This is a genomic window from Pseudomonas gingeri, assembly GCF_013386165.1.
In the GTDB taxonomy this organism is placed as follows: Bacteria; Pseudomonadota; Gammaproteobacteria; order Pseudomonadales; family Pseudomonadaceae; genus Aquipseudomonas; species Aquipseudomonas gingeri_C.
In genome coordinates this window covers 932,697-949,440 of sequence record NZ_JACAOS010000003.1, presented here as the reverse complement: position 1 = coordinate 949,440, position 16,744 = coordinate 932,697, and the positions used below count along the sequence as shown (strand labels likewise).

At 57.7% G+C, this 16,744-nt stretch carries 14 protein-coding genes; 7 read left to right on the top strand and 7 right to left on the bottom strand.

Features of this window, described 5'->3' with window-relative positions:
* Positions 1–7: 7 nt before the first annotated feature.
* The gene (locus HX866_RS08790) at positions 8–553 is read left to right on the top strand and encodes a toxin-antitoxin system YwqK family antitoxin (protein WP_177097937.1); all 546 of its coding nucleotides are present in this window, start codon (positions 8–10) and stop codon (positions 551–553) included.
* Here HX866_RS08790 and HX866_RS08785 read toward each other — a convergent pair whose 3' ends face one another.
* On the bottom strand, positions 554–949 hold the full coding sequence (locus tag HX866_RS08785) for a DUF4280 domain-containing protein (protein ID WP_100943185.1): 396 nt from the start codon (positions 947–949) through the stop codon (positions 554–556).
* Positions 950–1,277: 328 nt separating this feature from the next.
* On the opposite strand from HX866_RS08785, the gene HX866_RS08780 reads away from it, so the two are divergent.
* Positions 1,278–2,066, top strand: coding sequence for a hypothetical protein (locus HX866_RS08780; protein WP_177097936.1), 789 nt, complete (start codon positions 1,278–1,280; stop codon positions 2,064–2,066).
* An 8-nt stretch (positions 2,067–2,074) separates the two neighbouring features.
* Here the strand turns inward: HX866_RS08780 and HX866_RS08775 are convergent, their stop codons facing one another.
* From HX866_RS08775 to HX866_RS08755, 5 genes are all read right to left on the bottom strand, one after another.
* Positions 2,075–2,464 carry a DUF1640 domain-containing protein gene (locus HX866_RS08775; protein WP_177097935.1) on the bottom strand — a complete coding sequence of 130 codons (390 nt, stop codon included), beginning with the start codon at positions 2,462–2,464 and terminating at the stop codon, positions 2,075–2,077.
* A gap of 276 nt (positions 2,465–2,740) precedes the next feature.
* On the bottom strand, positions 2,741–4,741 hold the full coding sequence (locus tag HX866_RS08770) for a peptidase U32 family protein (protein WP_177139047.1): 2,001 nt from the start codon (positions 4,739–4,741) through the stop codon (positions 2,741–2,743).
* A gap of 124 nt (positions 4,742–4,865) precedes the next feature.
* A complete protein-coding gene (locus HX866_RS08765; protein WP_177097933.1) occupies positions 4,866–5,246 on the bottom strand; it encodes a RidA family protein in 381 nt (126 codons plus the stop codon).
* A 215-nt stretch (positions 5,247–5,461) separates the two neighbouring features.
* Positions 5,462–6,517 carry a sulfotransferase family protein gene (locus tag HX866_RS08760; RefSeq protein ID WP_218179654.1) on the bottom strand — a complete coding sequence of 352 codons (1,056 nt, stop codon included), beginning with the start codon at positions 6,515–6,517 and terminating at the stop codon, positions 5,462–5,464.
* Between the two features lie 72 nt (positions 6,518–6,589).
* Complete coding sequence (locus HX866_RS08755) at positions 6,590–8,266, bottom strand: bifunctional sulfate adenylyltransferase/adenylylsulfate kinase (protein WP_177101767.1); 1,677 nt, start codon at positions 8,264–8,266, stop codon at positions 6,590–6,592.
* A 539-nt stretch (positions 8,267–8,805) separates the two neighbouring features.
* Here HX866_RS08755 and HX866_RS08750 point away from each other — a divergent pair.
* Positions 8,806–9,582, top strand: coding sequence for an SDR family NAD(P)-dependent oxidoreductase (locus HX866_RS08750; protein WP_177097931.1), 777 nt, complete (start codon positions 8,806–8,808; stop codon positions 9,580–9,582).
* A gap of 20 nt (positions 9,583–9,602) precedes the next feature.
* Here the strand turns inward: HX866_RS08750 and HX866_RS08745 are convergent, their stop codons facing one another.
* The gene (locus HX866_RS08745) at positions 9,603–10,223 is read right to left on the bottom strand and encodes a class I SAM-dependent methyltransferase (protein WP_177126081.1); all 621 of its coding nucleotides are present in this window, start codon (positions 10,221–10,223) and stop codon (positions 9,603–9,605) included.
* A 445-nt stretch (positions 10,224–10,668) separates the two neighbouring features.
* On the opposite strand from HX866_RS08745, the gene HX866_RS08740 reads away from it, so the two are divergent.
* Genes HX866_RS08740 through HX866_RS08725 form a run of 4 tightly spaced genes read left to right on the top strand, consistent with a single transcriptional unit; the run spans position 10,669 to position 16,737 of the window.
* The gene (locus tag HX866_RS08740) at positions 10,669–13,323 is read left to right on the top strand and encodes a glycosyltransferase (RefSeq protein WP_177139045.1); all 2,655 of its coding nucleotides are present in this window, start codon (positions 10,669–10,671) and stop codon (positions 13,321–13,323) included.
* On the top strand, positions 13,323–14,762 hold the full coding sequence (locus HX866_RS08735) for a radical SAM protein (protein ID WP_177126079.1): 1,440 nt from the start codon (positions 13,323–13,325) through the stop codon (positions 14,760–14,762). Before HX866_RS08740 ends, HX866_RS08735 begins: the two co-directional genes overlap by 1 nt.
* 11 nt (positions 14,763–14,773) lie before the next feature.
* The gene (locus HX866_RS08730; RefSeq protein WP_177139043.1) at positions 14,774–15,577 is read left to right on the top strand and encodes a hypothetical protein; all 804 of its coding nucleotides are present in this window, start codon (positions 14,774–14,776) and stop codon (positions 15,575–15,577) included.
* A complete protein-coding gene (locus HX866_RS08725) occupies positions 15,574–16,737 on the top strand; it encodes an MFS transporter (protein ID WP_256344857.1) in 1,164 nt (387 codons plus the stop codon). Before HX866_RS08730 ends, HX866_RS08725 begins: the two co-directional genes overlap by 4 nt.
* The last annotated feature ends 7 nt before the right edge of the window (positions 16,738–16,744 follow it).

The window sequence follows — 16,744 nt, the reverse complement described above, 5'->3', positions numbered from 1 at the left end:
AGGGGGCATGGACAAAACCACCAAGGTTGAGGTCGTCAGCGGCGACAGCTTACTCAATGCCACCCTGATCGGCGGCCAGCTGGAAGGACCGGCTCGAGTGACGGAGAGCGGCCGGCCACAAGCGGTGCTCAGTTATAACCAGGGAACGCTGGAGGGCCCCATGGTGATTTATCACCCCAACGGCCAGCCCTCGGCGCGCCTGAATTTTCTCAAGGACAAGCTCGATGGCCAGGCAGTGTTCCACAACCCGCAAGGTGCCTTGATCCGCGAGGCGCAGTACCGCGCCGGCTTGCTGCACGGGCAGGTGCTCAGTTACTTCGACGACGGCACGCTGGCCTCACGCGAACACTATCGGCAAGGGCAACTGCAGGGGCTTTACCAGCGCTTCCATGGCAACGGCCAGTTGGCGGCGCGGATTGAATACGACAAGGGCCAGCCTCAGGAAGGTGCGCAATCCTATGCTGCGGACGGACGCCCGCTAGAGGCTTCGGGAAAACCCATGGCGCGTTGCAAAGCCTGGTGGTTGAAATGGCGGCAACCGCCCGATGCCTGATCAGGGAATCAGCATCTGCACCTGGCCCGGGAAGAGGATCTTGATCACCCCGGCCCAGTTGCACATCAGCGTGCTGTTGGCATCCAGCGCGGGCATCGGCCCCAGCAGCATGGTAGGTGCACCGCCGGGTATCCAGGGGGCGACGGTCACGGGAATGCACGGCATCGGCACCAGCACTCCGAGTGCCGCCGCCGTAGCAGCGACCACCATGGGATTGGCCAGGCTCTGGCACATGCCGAACGGCATGATGTTGACCAGCGGGATATGGTCCATGAGGTTGGCCGCGGGCATACCGGACACCAGGGTACGGTTCTGCGGCAGCACGTTGAGTACGCCGGGCGCCAGGCCGAAGGTGCATTGCAGGGTGGCGCCTGAGCAGACTTGGGGACAGCCCATGTAAAAGCCCCTTTGACTGTAAGAGCAGGGCCTCGACTTTATCATGGGTGCACTTGACCGTCTGTTCTTGAGTGCCGGCCCGGGAAGGGCGCTGATAGCTTTCAGGTGTCGGAATTTTTTCTTGGAGTTTGATCTTCGTATGCCAATACACAGTGGAAACGCGCTTAACCAGATCAATCACAATTGCTTTATTCACAGCGATGCCACTGGAAGACCGAGGTACCTGGTCGGAGAGATTTATCGCCAGGCAACAGCTCTGCGGCCAGGACCGCCGAACTGTCTTTCGGGTTTCGATACCGCCGGAACGCCCTTTGCCAAGGGGCATATCATGGCGTTGGAACTGGGGGGCTGCGACATTGGCGCGAATATCGTGCCGCAATACGAGCTCTGGCAGGGTTCCGGGGGTGGTGCATGGCGCGACATGGAGGTGGCGCTGGGCAATGGAGCGCAGCAGGTGATGGTGGTTGAAATCGACTATGCCGTCGTAGGTGACAACTACGTGGCCAACAAACTTCAGTTCAATCAAAACAACCTATTGATTCATTGGACCAGCCCCAACATCCCGACCCGCTTCCGGGTCTGGGCGGTGGCAAGTAACTCTGGTGCGGGAGCGGGATCCATTGCGAACTATCTCGTTGCCAGCAACGCCAACAAAGATTTGCTCATCGACGGGTTGATGGCGGCTATGCACGGCCTTGCGACTTTCTTCGATGAAACCATTGGCGCGATGCCTGTGATAGATCGCAATCGATGGAAGATCATGATGGTAAAACACTGGATGCGGACCGCTCATGCGGCTTACGCTCTGGCTGCCACTGCAGCCAGGAATGCGGCCCTGAATGCGCAAGCAGCCGCTTTGGCCGCTGCACAAATGGCTGCTGGCTTGGGCCGCCCTCGATCCGCCCGGATTCAAGCCATTCCCCAGGCTCATCTACCGCCACCACCGCCGTTGCCACCGGAGCCCCTTGGCCTGGCACCCTGGAGCAATACACCTGCGGCCCAGCAGGCAGCGGCACTCGCCATTCAGAACAATACCGCCAATGCGTCAATCGGTTGGACAGCCGCTGAACGGCAAGCCTTCACCGCCGGCCATGTTGTCGCGGCAATGTTTGTGTAGCCGGCGGATCAGGCTGATCTGGCCACCAGCTCAAGGCCCATTTTCAGGATTGGGACCGCCACGCAGATGAAAATCAGGCCGAACTGCCAGCGCAGGATTTTGTTCTGCGACTCCAACCCCGAAATGGAAGAGCGCAGTTCGGAACCTTGTTCCTTGATCAGTGCGCGCAGCTCGGCGCTTTGCTCCTTGATCAGCGCTCGCAGTTCAACGCCTTGCTCCCTGATGGCGGAGCCCAACTCCGAGATGGACGCTTTCAGATATGTCTCGGTTTGTTGCAAGTCAGATTTTGACGCGAGATTTTCCACATCGGCCTCCCAGGCATCTACAACCGCCTTGGCCCTGTTGGTTGGGATGGTGGCAGCTGTCAGTGCATCATATAAGGTGAGCGGTAGTTTCATCATGCCTCCTGCAATTGACCCGCGACCTGGAGGCATTCTCTGACGGCAGCCCCAAGGGGGTAGCCGCCAACGTAGCCTTCCTGGCCGAGTGCTGTGAACAACAGCGATCCAGTTCGCATACTCGGCTAAACCAGTTGGAAGAGGTAGTCGGACTTTTCCCAAGGGGACGTACGCTTAGGCACCGTATGAAGGTGTATTCAAGAACGCATCAGGACTGATGCTGTATTGCATGGCGTAAACAGGTGAAAACGGGGAGCAGTGCTCCCCGTTCATCACTCAGTGTGGTGCCCGATGAATCGTCTTCAACAGATCTTCAGGGCTGATATGGCCAACGACCTGTTGCACGCCGCTGCCCGGTAGCGGCAGGTCAAGAATGTGGCCCTTGATCTTGCCGACCACGTGCATCTCGCAAGGCTTGCAATCGAACTTCAGCGTCAGCACTTCGTCACCGTGTATCAGTTGCATCGGTGCGACCTTGGTCCGTACGCCCGTCACACCCTTGGCCTGCTTGGGGCAGAGGTTGAAGGAGAAACGCAGGCAATGCTTGGTGATCATCACCGGCACTTCGCCGGTCTCCTCGTGCGCCTCGAAGGCCGCATCGATCAGCTTGACGCCGTGACGGTGATAGAAGTCGCGGGCCTTCTGGTTGTAGACGTTGGCCAGGAACGACAGATGCGACTCCGGGTACACCGGCGGCGGTGTCGTCTCGGCCTTGCGACCGCCCCGTGGGTGGGCCGCAATGCGCGCTGTGGTCAGCGTCTCGATCACTTCACGACGCATGCTCTTGAGCTGCGAATTGGGGATGAAATACGCCTGTGGCGCATCCAGCTTGATATCCGTGGCGTGATACTGGGTGGTACCCAACTGGCCAAGCAGATCCTGCAGTTGTTCCAGGGCCTGTTCCGGTTTGTTGGCCAAGCCAAACGGACCGTCCAGGGCAACGCTGGCGCTGACGCCTTCTTCGCTGGTGGCGGTCAGTTCCAGGCGCTCTTCGCGCAGACGAGCGACCCAGGAAAGGCCAATGCGGCGCTCGGCGGAGGTCTTGAGCAACGCCTGCTGCCAGTTGTGGTCGAGGTTGCGATTCAGCGGGTGGTGCGGCCGCAGGTTGTGCAGCCCGGCCGGCATTTCGTTGGGCTCGACGCGGTAGCGATAGCGCTTCTCGCCGTCTTCCTCGAACTCACCCTTGGCCTCGGCGATGTTGGCGCGGAAACCCACCACTTCGCGTTTGACCTGGACATTGAGGCCGTCGCCATTGGACAGCGGCTCATGGGTCACCACCTGCATGTCGCGCTTGCCGACTTTCTCGACCGTACCCACCGGCAAGCCGGTGAAGGTTGGCGTGTCGAAGGCGCCAATGTCGATCTTGCGGTCGCTGACAAAATAGTCGGTGCTGCCGCGATGAAAGGTCTTTTCCGGATCGGGCAGGAAGAAGTGCACGGTACGACCGCTGGAAGCGCGAGCCAGGTCCGGGCGATCTTCGAGGACATCGTCCAGGCGCTGACGGTAGTAGGCCGTGATGTTCTTCACATAGCCCATGTCCTTGTAGCGGCCCTCGATCTTGAACGAGCGCACACCGGCCTCGACCAGGGCGCGAATGTTGGCGCTCTGGTTGTTGTCCTTCATGGACAGCAGGTGTTTTTCAAAGGCAACCACACGACCCTGGTCATCTTTCAGGGTGTAGGGCAGGCGGCAGGCCTGGGAGCAGTCGCCACGGTTGGCGCTACGGCCATTCTGTGCGTGGGAAATGTTGCACTGACCGGAGAACGCGACACACAGAGCGCCGTGGATGAAGAACTCGACGGCCGCCTCGGTCTCGTCGGCGATGGCGCGGATTTCCTGCAGGTTCAGCTCACGGGCCAGTACCAACTGGGAGAAACCGGCCTGATCGAGGAACTTCGCCCGCGCCAGGGTGCGGATATCGGTCTGGGTGCTGGCGTGCAGCTCGATCGGCGGGATATCCAGTTCCATCACGCCGAGGTCCTGGACGATCAGCGCGTCGACGCCGGCATCGTAGAGCTGGTGGATCAGCTTGCGGGCCGGCTCCAGCTCATTGTCGTGCAGGATCGTATTGATCGTGGTGAACACCCGGGCATGGTAACGACGGGCGAACTCCACCAACTCGGCGATATCGCTCACTTCGTTGCTGGCGTTGTGGCGGGCGCCGAAGCTCGGGCCGCCGATGTACACGGCGTCGGCGCCATGCAGAATGGCCTCGCGGGCGATGGCGACATCGCGGGCAGGGCTGAGCAATTCCAGGTGATGCTTGGGTAAGGACATGTTTTTTTAGTCTGGCTTGTCACGGTCAAGGCACGCATTGTAGCCGCGAAACGCCTGGGCGACACCCGTGTACTTGCCAGTGGCGGCCACTCGCTGGGCCGGGCCGCCAGCCAGAGCGCCGGACTTAGCCTTTGGCCGCCATCGCTGTCACTTCCACGCGCATGCCTTCGACCGCCAGGGCCGCTACGCCAACGGCGGCGCGCACCGGCCAGGGCTTGGCGAAAAAGCGTTTGTAGACTTCGTTGAAAGCCGGACGGTCGGCAATGTCGGTGAGGTAGATGGTCAGGTGCAGAACCCGGTCCATGGAACTGCCGGCGCGTTCCAGGGCCACTTTGAGTGCTTGCAGGGTGCACTCACTTTGCCGGGTGATATCGCCCAATTCCAGGCTGCCGTCGGCGTGGGTCGGGATCTGGGTCGAGACCAGCATGCCGCCGAAACCGGCAACGTCGGAGGAGATGGAGTCCGCGTCGGGATCGGGAAGGAAGGTGATGTCGTGGTTTGCCATGGGGATCATCCGCTGGGTCATCATAGTGATCAGTGATCTGGTTTCAGTCACCCACCCAATATTCGTACGGACTCTCCAGGGGAGGACCGTACAGTGAGTGCCTGAATTGGGGCCGCAGCATAACATCCTGCTTCCTGATCGCGACAAAAGGCCCGTTCAGGCGATTGGATCAAGTCAATCGCCTGATTGAGCGGTTATTGGAGGAGGGAACCGCCTTATCGGCTTCGGTCGAGCCGGTTGCGCACTGAGGTAACGTAATCGGCACGGTATTGACGCAGGAGGTAGTCCTGGAAGTTCTTCTGTTCCAGGTCTTGCCAGGCACATTTCCTGGCGTCGCCCGAGCGCTCGGCGGCGGCGGCCAGCGTGTGAGTGTCCAAGGCAAAGTTGGCCTGCGTCATGGGTTCATATCCATATCGCAGCATGAACGGCTTGGTCAGGGTTTCGATCATTTCGATTTCATGGGTTTTCAATTGCTCCTTGAACTTGTCAATGTTCGCGGTAATCGGCGCAAAGCAGTTGGATGACCAAAGCGCCGATATCTGTGAAATCTGCCGGGCTTCCTGCGATTCAGCGATATTCAGCATTTTATCCATGAATTGAATGCCGAAAAATTGGCAGATCTGTTTGAGGGTGGCTTCCTCGTCAAGAAGAAAGTCCTCGTAACGTATGGTCAGCACGCGCTCCGGGTAACGTTCGATCAAGGATTGGGCCGCTCGATGGGCGGCCAGCCAGGTTTGCGCATTGATCAAGGTGTCAAAGTCATGAATGATCGCGCGATTCATCGACGCGACCTGGGCCCGTGGGTCGCGTACAACATTCAGCAGCAGCATGTTTGGAAACAGCTGCATGAGTTCATCGACGTAGTGCACATTGTCCAGAGACTTATCCATCACCACTTGCGCTTGGTGCTGTTCAGCGGCGCAGAGCAATAACTCCCAGGCAATTCGATGCACGCTGCGTGGTTGGTTGCGAAGCCTCTCGAAAATATCGATCGGATCAAAGGCGGGGCCGGGCCATTTGACGACACCGGCTGCCTGCAGACCGACAACATCCACCACCATGCGAAAATAAGCCTTGTCGTCGGCAATATCACCATAGAGCGGGACAAGCGGCATGAAGTCCGTGATATGCAATGGATAGGGGGAATAGAACTGGGGATTAAGGTTGAGACGCAGCCGCAGTGCGTGACTACCACAGCGACGCAACGGGATCATCAATATCGGTCTTGGACGGGTATTGCCATGGGTTGCGGGTTTGTCGGTGACGTTCACATTGCTCTCCTTTGGAGCACCGCGGGCTCAACCTGGCGGGAGGTTATTGAATTCATAAAGTGCTGTTGCGATTCAGGAGGCCTGAAGGATAGAGGCGGGGAGATAGCCCAGTTCCACCAGGGTGGACATGATCAATTGCACCGCCTGGGCCGCGCTCACAGAGGCGGTATCAATCTGTAGATCCGGGCAAGTCGGCGCTTCATAAGGGGCATCGATGCCCGTCATGCCGATCAACTTCCCGGCCCGTGCCTTGGCATACAACCCCTTGCGGTCACGCCTTTCGCAGACGTCCAGATCCGCGGCGATGTATATCTCGAAAAAGGCTGTCTTATGGGTCATGGCCAAGTCTCGACAGACCTGGCGCGTACTCGCATAGGGGGAAATACACGCACAGATGGCAACGCCTCCGGCGCGAGCAATCTCGATGGCCACAAAACCAATGCGTTCGACATTGGCCTCGCGGTCCTCTTTTGAAAATCCGAGCCCCTTGGAGAGGCTGTGTCGGACCACGTCGCCATCCAGCAAGCTGACGGTCCGTCTGCCGTCTTCCCGTAGCCGTACGGCAACGCCGTTGGCAATCGTCGACTTGCCCGCGCCCGACAAGCCGGTAAAGAACAGGACAAATCCTTGCTGTTGTTTAGGTCGATAGGACTGACGCAACTCGGCAACGATATCGGGTGTGCTGAACCAATCGGGAATCTCGGCGCCGCAGGCCAGCTTTTCCCTGACGGCGGTTCCCGACAAGCTCAGCACGGCGGCGCCCGGTGGCACCTCCGAGGCGGGGGCATAACGCTGCTCCTCCTTGAGATACAACATTTCCTCGAAGGCCAGAATCTGCAGGCCGATTTCTTCTGCATGGGCCAAGGCCATTTCCTGGGCGGCGTAGGGCGCATAAAACGCCTTGCCGTATTTATCATTGCCCGGGCCTGCGTGATCACGCCCAACGATAAAATGCGTTGCCCCAAAGTTCTTGCGGATCAGTGCGTGCCAAACCGCTTCACGGGGGCCACCCATGCGCATGGCCAATGGCAGTAATGACAGCAACACGGTATCGGTGGCGTAAGACTTCAAGGCATGTTTGTAACACCTGACACGGGTGTAGTAATCGATATCATCCGGTTTGGTCAAACCGACTACCGGTTGTAGCAACAACGCTGCATTGGCCTGTTTCATCGCGCGAAGTGTTAATTCAACATGGGCGCAATGCATGGGGTTACGGGTTTGAAAGGCAACAACGGCTTCCCAGCCGCGGCGAGCTATTTCACGCTTGACTTGACGGGGGGATAAACGTAAGTCAACAAAGTCGTAGTGTGTTACTGATTCAACTTTCTTGACGGCACCACCGACATTAAACGGATGCTGACGATATAATGCCGCCACGCCTGGGTGGCCTTTATCCTGAGTGCCAAAAACCTGCTGTGCTTCGATGTGATGGTCCGGTTGGTAGAGGGAGTCGATCGTCAGCACGGCCAGCGTCACGCCCTCCGGGTCACGCAGCGCCAGCTCGCTGCCCGCGGTTAGCTGATCAGCCAGTGATTGCGGGATATCCAGGGTAATGGGCATCGGCCAAAGGGCGCCGGAGCTCAATCTCATATGGTGAACAACGCTGAGATAATCCTCCAGTCCGAGGAAACCAGTGAGAGGCGCAAAGGCTTCGTTAACGATCAACTCCAGATCGCAAAGTTGTCTCGCGGACAATACCCAGAAAGGCAGGGAAGATACGTTATGCTTTTCTTCGTAATGCTGCATGATACCTCTCCCGTTGTTTGTTCGATCCGATCCACTTCAGCCTATATAGAAAGCCGCGGTGTACATATGACTGGCTCGGCAGTACGCTACCCTTTGTCCTCGGGCGCGACACTGTGACGCACAGACGTCAGCCGATGGCTGAGAGCGTATTAAGTCAGCTTATTTGGGAAATGGGATTTTCGGCGGGGGAGATTCGATGGTTTCGACGTCCTTGCTCATGCGCTTACTCCTGATATTAGGTCGCGTTACGCAAGCCTGATTAAAGTGTGATATCAAAGAGCTGTCAATGCAGGTGCATAGAACAAAATAGACTTGATATTTTTTAATAGCGTTATAATTGTTCTGCCTTCTGGAGGGGGAGAAGGGCGCCGGTCCAGCCCCCCCACTTTTTTGTCGCGATTACTGATTCGCAAGCATCAGTCCTGTGACATTCACGCTATCGCCATTCCCCGAGCGGGCACTCAGAATTCTTCCAATGCGGTGTGCAGGCGGCTTAGCCCTGGAACACCGCCGTATTGGCACACACGGGAATCATGAACATGGCACGCATCCTCATCACCGGATCTTCTGATGGCCTCGGTCAAATGGCCGCGCGGCTGCTTGTGGAGGAAGGCCACAGCGTTGTATTGCACGCCCGAAACGAAGCGCGGGCGGCGTCTGCCATTGAGCAGGTGCCGGGCGCTGAAACGGTGCTTTTCGCCGATTTGTCGAGCATCGCCGAAACCAAGGCCCTTGCCGAGCGGATCAATGCCCTTGGTGACTTTGATGCCATCATCCACAATGCCGGGGTGGGTTATCAGGAGCCGAAACGTATTGCCACCGTCGACGGCCTGCCCCATGTCTTTGCTGTCAACGCGCTGGCCCCCTACATTTTGACCGCGCTGGTGAAGCGTCCCCAGCGACTCATCTACGTCAGCTCGAAGTTGCATCGTAACGGCGATCCGTCCCTGCAAGACCTCACCTGGGAACAGCGACCATGGGACGGAACCCAGGCGTATTCCGATGCAAAACTGCATAACGTACTTCTGGCTTTCGCCGTGGCGCGCCGCTGGCCCGAGGTCCTTTCCAACGGCCTGGAGCCTGGCTGGGTTCCGACGAAGATGGGCGGGGCGAGCGCGCCCGATGATCTCGATCTTGCTCCACGTACCCAGGCCTGGCTGGCCGCCGGCATTGCCGCCGAGACCCAGGTGACGGGCGGCTACTTCTACCACCAGCGTCCCGCCGAAGCCTTGAAAGCAGCTTTCGATACGTCCGTTCAGGAGCGTTTTATATCCGCCTGCGCTGAGTTGTCGGGTGTCGTGTTGCCTCAGCAGTAGGTCGGGCTCAGCGCCGGTGCTCAGACTTTCTTGCACACCACATTGATGAACGGAAAAGAGCCACCGCCGGGCGTCGGCTCATCGAGCTCGGAGAACTCCACCAGACCGTACGCACCAAACTCCCGCTGAACCGAGTCGGCGTCGTAGAAGAACATCTTCAGGCCGGGCATCCGTTCGTACCAATCGTTACCCAGCCTGGTGCCTTGGCCATACATCGGCGCCTGCTTCGAGATGACCGTGAAGATCATCTGCCCACCGGGTGCGAGTTGCCGGTAGCAGTCCTGGACCAGCTTCGCGCGCCCGTCGGCGTCCAGGAGATAGATGAGGCCGTAGCAGAAGATCCCATCGTATTGCCGGGTGTCGTACGGCATGTCCGACACCGAACCATGGTGGATGGGGATCTGCAGATCCAGCTGTGATCGGGCGAGGGCGATCGCTGTGTCAGAGATCTCGATCCCGGTGACCGACATCCCGTGCGCGAGGAACACCTTCGCATTCCTGCCATACCCGATCCCGGGTATCAGCACATCCTTGACGCCTCTCTTGACGAAGTAGTCATTCGCGAAGAGGGCCGAGAGGGTCGGCTCGAACCCCCACATCAGTTGATTCTCGGTGAAGGCGCTTTCCCAGAATTCAGTCATGTTGTTCACGGCTCCGACGGCGCTCGGCGCGTCCATTAGCTTAATAGGCGGCGGGATTGGCCCTTCGGCGATCCCGACGACATCACGTAACTTAAAATATTGCGTGACTGTACAGATGTCAACGACGTGGGGCCGGTCCGTTGCTGACTGAACGGTGCCATCACTCCATAGTGGCGATGTCCCCCTTTCTCGGGTCATGAATAAATAAAAGCCAAACTCGTCTGTACGGGCTGTTGATTCAGCTCGTACAGACGAGTACTTTTATTTCCACAGCGCAACGCTGCCCCCCAACAACAAGAGGTGCTTGAGAAGCACTTTTAACATGATGGCACTTTAACCATCCTCGATGGCACTGAGCCGTTATCCGGCGTCTGGCTGTAATAAAAACTAGCTGTTTTGAATGTATGGCAATCAATGACTTCCTACTCTATTGAAGGATATGAGCATGCATGCCGGCGCTATATTTATATCATTTGATGCTGTTGCGGTTTCAGGCATTACCGTCGAAGCGTTAAAAATGGCTAAACGCCTCGAGCAGAATTCGATCATGCCCTATCTCGATCTGGGTTATGACATCAAGGTCGACAAAGGCAATTTCAACAAACCTTATGGTGAAGAAGAGTCTATCTATCAAGGGGTATTTACCCTGGTTCGTATTGACGGCATTGATAGTGTTCCCCATTACAACATGGGTTTCATCGAGCACTCGCACAACGTTCTGATCAATCGCAAGACAACTGTTTCTGCCGAAGAGCAGGAACGGCTCTTGAGCGCGATTGACGAGTCTGCACAGGCACTGGCTCAACGAGCGCTCCAGTTATGGGAAAGGCTGAATATCCGTTATGTGATCGTGGAAAATGGAACGCTCCCGGAAAATATCATTTATACCCAGGCGCTGTACCTGGCCATTGAGGCGTACGGAAAGAAGCACGGCTTGGGCAAGTTTGTCATCTGGCGCGATCATGACCTGATGTGGAGCAGTGAGAAGACCGTGATGAAGTACGGTCCGGAGCCGTATCCCCACGCGATCAAACCGGCCAAATCCAAGTACATCACCTATGTGACCCTCAATAATCACCTGAAGCACAAACTCGAGGAGTGGTGTGATCACGAGGTTGAAGTCCAGGTGAGAAAGAACACTTATGATTTCAGCGGGCAGGGCACGTACCTGAACATCAAGGAAAGCCTGGACATTCGCGACAGTGATGTCCTGATCGCCCGCACGACCCGGATCATCCCGCAGAAACGCCAGGACCGGGATATCCAGCTGGTGCACCGGCTGAACCAGCTTTTTGCTCAAAACGGCAGCCGCCGAAAAGTCTACCTGGCGATCGCCGGCGACCCTGATGAGCACCCTGCTTATTTTGCACAACTCAATAAACTGATACGGGAACTGGAGGTCGAGCCCTTTATAAAGTTCATTGGCTCACTGTCCCATGACGTCATGCCATCGAAGGAAAAGTCCACGACCATCGAGGACTTGTATTACTCCTGCGACCTGGTGTCTTTTCTAACTTCCTGGGGATATGACAGCTACGGCAACCCGGTGGGCGAGGCGATCAGCAGCCAGCGTTGTTACATCACGACTCGCTACGAATACTATCAGGAAGTTTACGGCCAATACGGATTCGAAGCGCCGGTCATGCCGATCTCGGAAGAGCAGGATGGCCTGCCGGACGATGCCTTTATCAATGATGTCTACCAATTGCTGAATAACAAGGCACTGATGGCCGAAGTGGCGCGTAAAAACTTCTCCATCGGGCAGCAGGTGCTCTCCAATAACGTCATTGGCATGCTGGACTTGGGTCCTTCAGGAGGAAATATGCGTGATGCTGTCTTTGTCTCGGTTGTGTTGCCGGTTTATAACGAAAGCGATCGTATTGATAGTGTCCTGGCGTCGCTGTTCAACCAGACGACACAGGGCGACCTGATCAGCCAATCCACCTATGAGCTGATCATCGTCGATAACAATTCCACGGATAATTCGGTGGAAAAAATCAACGCCTTCAGAGCAGACAATCCCTCCCTGGATATTCATGTTATCCGGGAGACTGTCCAGGGCGTTTCCTCGGCCCGGAAATGCGGGATGGATTACGCTTCTTTACGCTCAAAACAACGGGATATTCGCCTGGGCGTTGAAAAGAAACACTACATTGCTTCCGCCGATGCGGACTGCACCGTGGCCCCTGACTGGCTGCATTCGTTGATTGAAACAATGATCGAGGAAAACGGCGATCTGGGCACCTGTAATTACTATTACAACGAAGCGTCTTTCAGCAAACGTCCGAACCTGTTCAACGAGATCCAGAAGACCCTGCGCTGCCGCGAGATGTCGTTTTCACTGTTCGGCGGCTTCCCGGACGGAAAGGGTTTTGCCGTGGAGCGGGGCCTCTACGACAAAGTGGGCGGCATCGAAGTTTTCTACCAGTTGAACAACGGCCGCTTTGTGGAGCACCTCTCCGATGACTGGGATTTCGGTATCCGGGTGATCGCCTGGGGCGGCAAACCGGTCTATGCCCATGAGTCGCGCATTGAAATCAATAGCCGTCGGGTGGATACCATCCTGGATGAGGTGATCACCGGTAACGCCTACGGGCAGGACGGAATCATCATCATGAAGGACGTGCGCCCGGACGTGGAAGAGCAAACCCCCACGCTGCGTGACACCACCCCCGTACAGTCACAGCAGGCCTGGCATTACTCCATCAAGGACTTCGTGCCGAAAAACATCGTGCTGCCGGCACTGCTCAACCCGCAGATCCTGTTGGAAAGCCAGGAGGTGCGTGGGTTCTTCAGCGGGCCAGTGGCGGACCGCTTGTATCAGCGTATCCATGAAATCAAACACGGCTCGCGCGTCATCGACTTCAAGCCGATCCACGCCTACAAAACCCCGGTTTATCGCCTCTATTTCGAGTTTCGTGAAGAAATTTTCGGGGCCCTGCGCCGCGCCGTTGGCGAGGACATCGGGTTTCCGCCGCCATTGCCGGACTGCTTCGATGTGGTCAAGCCCGAAGATTTCGAGCGGTTTGTCTACTACTTCTCCGAAGACCGCGAGTCCGGCGAAGCCCATAACTATTTTGCCAATGGCGGGGTGTTTTGATGACCAGCGAAGCTCTGAACTCACTGAACGATATCGACCCGAACTATCCCACGCCGCGGATATACGAGTTTCTCTCACAGCCGGATAACAGCGCCTTTCTCGAGTATGTGTTCAACGACCCGTTCGGCTGCCACGTGTTCCCGGGTGATATTCCCGATTATCCGCTGGGCTCCTTTTTTGCCGACATGGATCGCGAGATCAAGCAGGCCAAGCAGATCCACCTGTGGGCCTATATCCCCACCTGCCGCTACCGTTGCCATTTCTGCCAGTATCCGACGGTTATCCTGAACCCCAAGGCCGCTTCGTCGCAGCAGGTGTTCCGGGATCTGGTCGATTACAACATCAAGGAAGCCACGATGTGGCTTCAGAAAGTCCCGGGCCTGGCGCAGGCGGAAGTGGGCGAATTCAACATCTTTGGCGGTACACCCTCGCTGCTGCCGGAGCTGGAACTGCGCCGCCTGATGGAGTTTTACCGAAGCCATTTCAACTTCTCGGCCGCCACCCTGCGTTTTGAGGGCGAGCCGGGCACCCTGAACAAAACCTATCTGTTGCTGCTCAAGGAGCTGGGCTTCACCAAGATCAGCTTCGGTACCCAGTCCTTCAACGACAGCATTATTTCGGCCTGCGGACGTATGCATTCCGCCGACGAATGTGTGGAAACCATCCATCACGCCCGTGAAATCGGCCTGGACTGGGTCAGCGTCGACCTTATCTACGGCATGCTCGGGCAGAGCGTCGACGATGTGAAATACGACATGGAGAAGTCCCTCGAGCTTGAGCTTTCCCATGTGGTCATCAGCAAGTTGCACATGGAAGAGTTCATGAAAACCCGGACCGGCGTCTCCGGGGAGAAACAAAGCCATTGGCAGAAAAAAGGCCTGATCAATATCAACAACATGACCTTCCCGGGCCTGGGCAAGCAGTATCAGATGCGCGAGCTGGTGGAGCAGTACCTGTCCGCCGGGTATCGCGAGCACCCGACCATGTACTTCCACCAGAACCATCGACAGCCGGAGAAGTGGAAAGGGCTCATCACCGATCTCGACTCCCAATACCCGGAAGTGGCGATCGGTCTCGGTGGCAGCTCGAAATGTACCCGCTCCGAAGCCATCAACATCACCGGCTACAAAAAGTACAAGGAAGCCCTGGACGAAGGCCGCCTGCCCATCGAAGGCAGCCGTGGCATGTCGCCGCTTCAGCGTGAAGTCAACGCCTTCAAAATGGCACTCTCGACACTGATTCCGGTGGACGACAAGGTCTTCAAACAGCGTTTTGAGGGCAGGAGTCTTTACGACAATCCGATCATCAGCCGTGCGCTCGATACCTTGGTGGATAAGGCCCTGGTGACCATTGATGGCGACCTGGTCAGCCTGACGCCCGACGGCGTGACGCTGGTCGAAGCGGTCATCAATACCCAGTTCGCTGTAGCGCAAGCCTGAGGGGGCCGCCGATGGAACAGCCAAACATCCTGTCCGCGCCGGTCTTCAGCCTCTACTACATCGCGATCGATACTGAAGCCGGTGTCACACCGGAACAGTTCGAGCACTTTGTTCGCCAGAAGGGTGTGCATATTCCCTGCTATCCAGGTTGGAGCTGGACCTTGTTGCGCGGGTTGCGTGGTGAGCGGGCAGGGCAATACCTGATGCTGTTTGAAATCGACAGCGCCGAGGCCCGGGATCGCTACGTGGCCGCCGATGGCAATAAAACCGCCCTGGCCCGCCAGTTCTGGCAAGCGCATCCCCAAGCCTTGGACACTCTTGGGGAATGGAAGCGCTACGGCACCTTCAGCGAATTGCCCACCTTGTACACCGACTACCGGTTGCTGGCGGAAAACAGAAAAAGCACCGTGCCCCATGGTCCACGCTATCAGGAACGGCCGGGTGAGGCGCCGATCGCCCGGGTGATCGGCATCCACAATCTCGCGCTGCGCCCGGATGTTCAGGCGCAGACCTTCGAGACTTTCATTGAGCAAAACCACCACCGCATCGAGGACTACCCGGACTGGAAGTTTCACCTGCTCAAAGGCGAGCGGGGCAACCGTCTGGACCAGTACGTGGTGCTGATGGAGATCGCGAGCCTGGAAGCCCTCGATGTGTTTTACCCCGAGCCGGATATGGCTACCGATGAGGCGGCGAAATTTGCCCGGGCACACCGGGACACCAAGCAGATGTACGAAGAGTGGAAGCAGTTGGCCTCGTTTTCTGGCTCACCACAGATCTACACCGACTATCTGTCGGTGGCGCAAAGCCTATGACTATAAATGTATCCCTCATGGGGGCCGGTTCGAATCTGCACCAGCAGCGCGCCACACGCCGCATCTTTTTCATTGCCGGGTTGGGAATGGCGTCCTGGGCGCCGCTGATTCCCTTTGTCAAATCCCGGCTCGACATCGATGACGGCACGCTGGGCCTGTTGCTGTTCTGTATTGCGGCGGGCTCCATGCTGGTGATGCCGTTTGCCGGACGCGCCATCGCAAGGTTCGGCTTCCGGGCACTGATCCTCGCCTGCGCGCTGGTCTTCTGTCTCATCCTGCCGTTCATGATGAGCGCCAGCTCTCCCATGGCGCTTGGCGGCGCATTGCTGGTTTTTGGCGCGGTGAACGGCCTGCTGGACGTATCGATGAATGCCCAGGCGGTGATTGTCGAACGGGAAAGCGGGCAGGCCAGGATGTCCGGGTTTCATGGTTTCTACAGTATCGGCAGTGTCGCGGGGGCAGGGGGCGTCAGCCTGCTGCTGTGGGCGGGGCTGATGCCGTTGCAGGCGATTTTGCTGGTGGTGCTGCTGATCGCGCTGGTGGTGACTCAAGCATCCGCACACCTGCTCACCAAATGCCCGTCGGAAACCGGCGAGTCAGGCGGCACGTTTCAGGCGCTCGCGCATCCGGGGACCCTGTTCATTGCCCTGTTGTGCTTTTTCATCTTCATGATCGAAGGCGCGATGCTGGATTGGTCGGCGGTCTTCCTGCACACCGAGCGTGGCCTGGAACAAAGCCACGCCGGTTTTGGCTACACCTTTTATTCCATCGCCGTTGCGCTGGGCCGGTTGTATGGCGACCGCCTGGTCAACGCTTTCGGCCGGCAACGCATGCTGATGCTGGGCAGTTCGTGCGCTGCTGCTGGGCTGCTGCTGATCGTCGCGGTCAATCTCCCGGGCGTTGCCCTCGCGGGGTTCATCCTGGTCGGCATGGGCCTGTCCAATATCGTACCGGTTCTGTTCACCGCCGCCGGCAACCAACCAGATGTCCCGTCGAGTTTCGCGCTTTCGGCGGTGACCCTGATCGGCTACACGGGTCTGTTGAGCGGTCCTGCGCTGATCGGACTGGTCGCTCGGCATTCCAGCCTGACCACGGCGTTCAGTGCCGGGGTGGTGATTATGTTGCTGGTCTGTTCCAGCGCCCGACGCATCGTGCGTTGAGGCTATG

Bases quoted from the DNA above. Each gene is read 5' to 3' on its own strand.
- HX866_RS08790 (WP_177097937.1), top strand. From the start codon at position 8: ATGGACAAAACCACCAAGGTTGAGGTCGTCAGCGGCGACAGCTTACTC.
- HX866_RS08785 (WP_100943185.1), bottom strand. From the start codon at position 949: ATGGGCTGTCCCCAAGTCTGCTCAGGCGCCACCCTGCAATGCACCTTC.
- HX866_RS08780 (WP_177097936.1), top strand. From the start codon at position 1,278: ATGGCGTTGGAACTGGGGGGCTGCGACATTGGCGCGAATATCGTGCCG.
- HX866_RS08775 (WP_177097935.1), bottom strand. From the start codon at position 2,464: ATGAAACTACCGCTCACCTTATATGATGCACTGACAGCTGCCACCATC.
- HX866_RS08770 (WP_177139047.1), bottom strand. From the start codon at position 4,741: ATGTCCTTACCCAAGCATCACCTGGAATTGCTCAGCCCTGCCCGCGAT.
- HX866_RS08765 (WP_177097933.1), bottom strand. From the start codon at position 5,246: ATGGCAAACCACGACATCACCTTCCTTCCCGATCCCGACGCGGACTCC.
- HX866_RS08755 (WP_177101767.1), bottom strand. From the start codon at position 8,266: ATGCAGCATTACGAAGAAAAGCATAACGTATCTTCCCTGCCTTTCTGG.
- HX866_RS08750 (WP_177097931.1), top strand. From the start codon at position 8,806: ATGGCACGCATCCTCATCACCGGATCTTCTGATGGCCTCGGTCAAATG.
- HX866_RS08745 (WP_177126081.1), bottom strand. From the start codon at position 10,223: ATGACTGAATTCTGGGAAAGCGCCTTCACCGAGAATCAACTGATGTGG.
- HX866_RS08740 (WP_177139045.1), top strand. From the start codon at position 10,669: ATGCATGCCGGCGCTATATTTATATCATTTGATGCTGTTGCGGTTTCA.
- HX866_RS08735 (WP_177126079.1), top strand. From the start codon at position 13,323: ATGACCAGCGAAGCTCTGAACTCACTGAACGATATCGACCCGAACTAT.
- HX866_RS08730 (WP_177139043.1), top strand. From the start codon at position 14,774: ATGGAACAGCCAAACATCCTGTCCGCGCCGGTCTTCAGCCTCTACTAC.
- HX866_RS08725 (WP_256344857.1), top strand. From the start codon at position 15,574: ATGACTATAAATGTATCCCTCATGGGGGCCGGTTCGAATCTGCACCAG.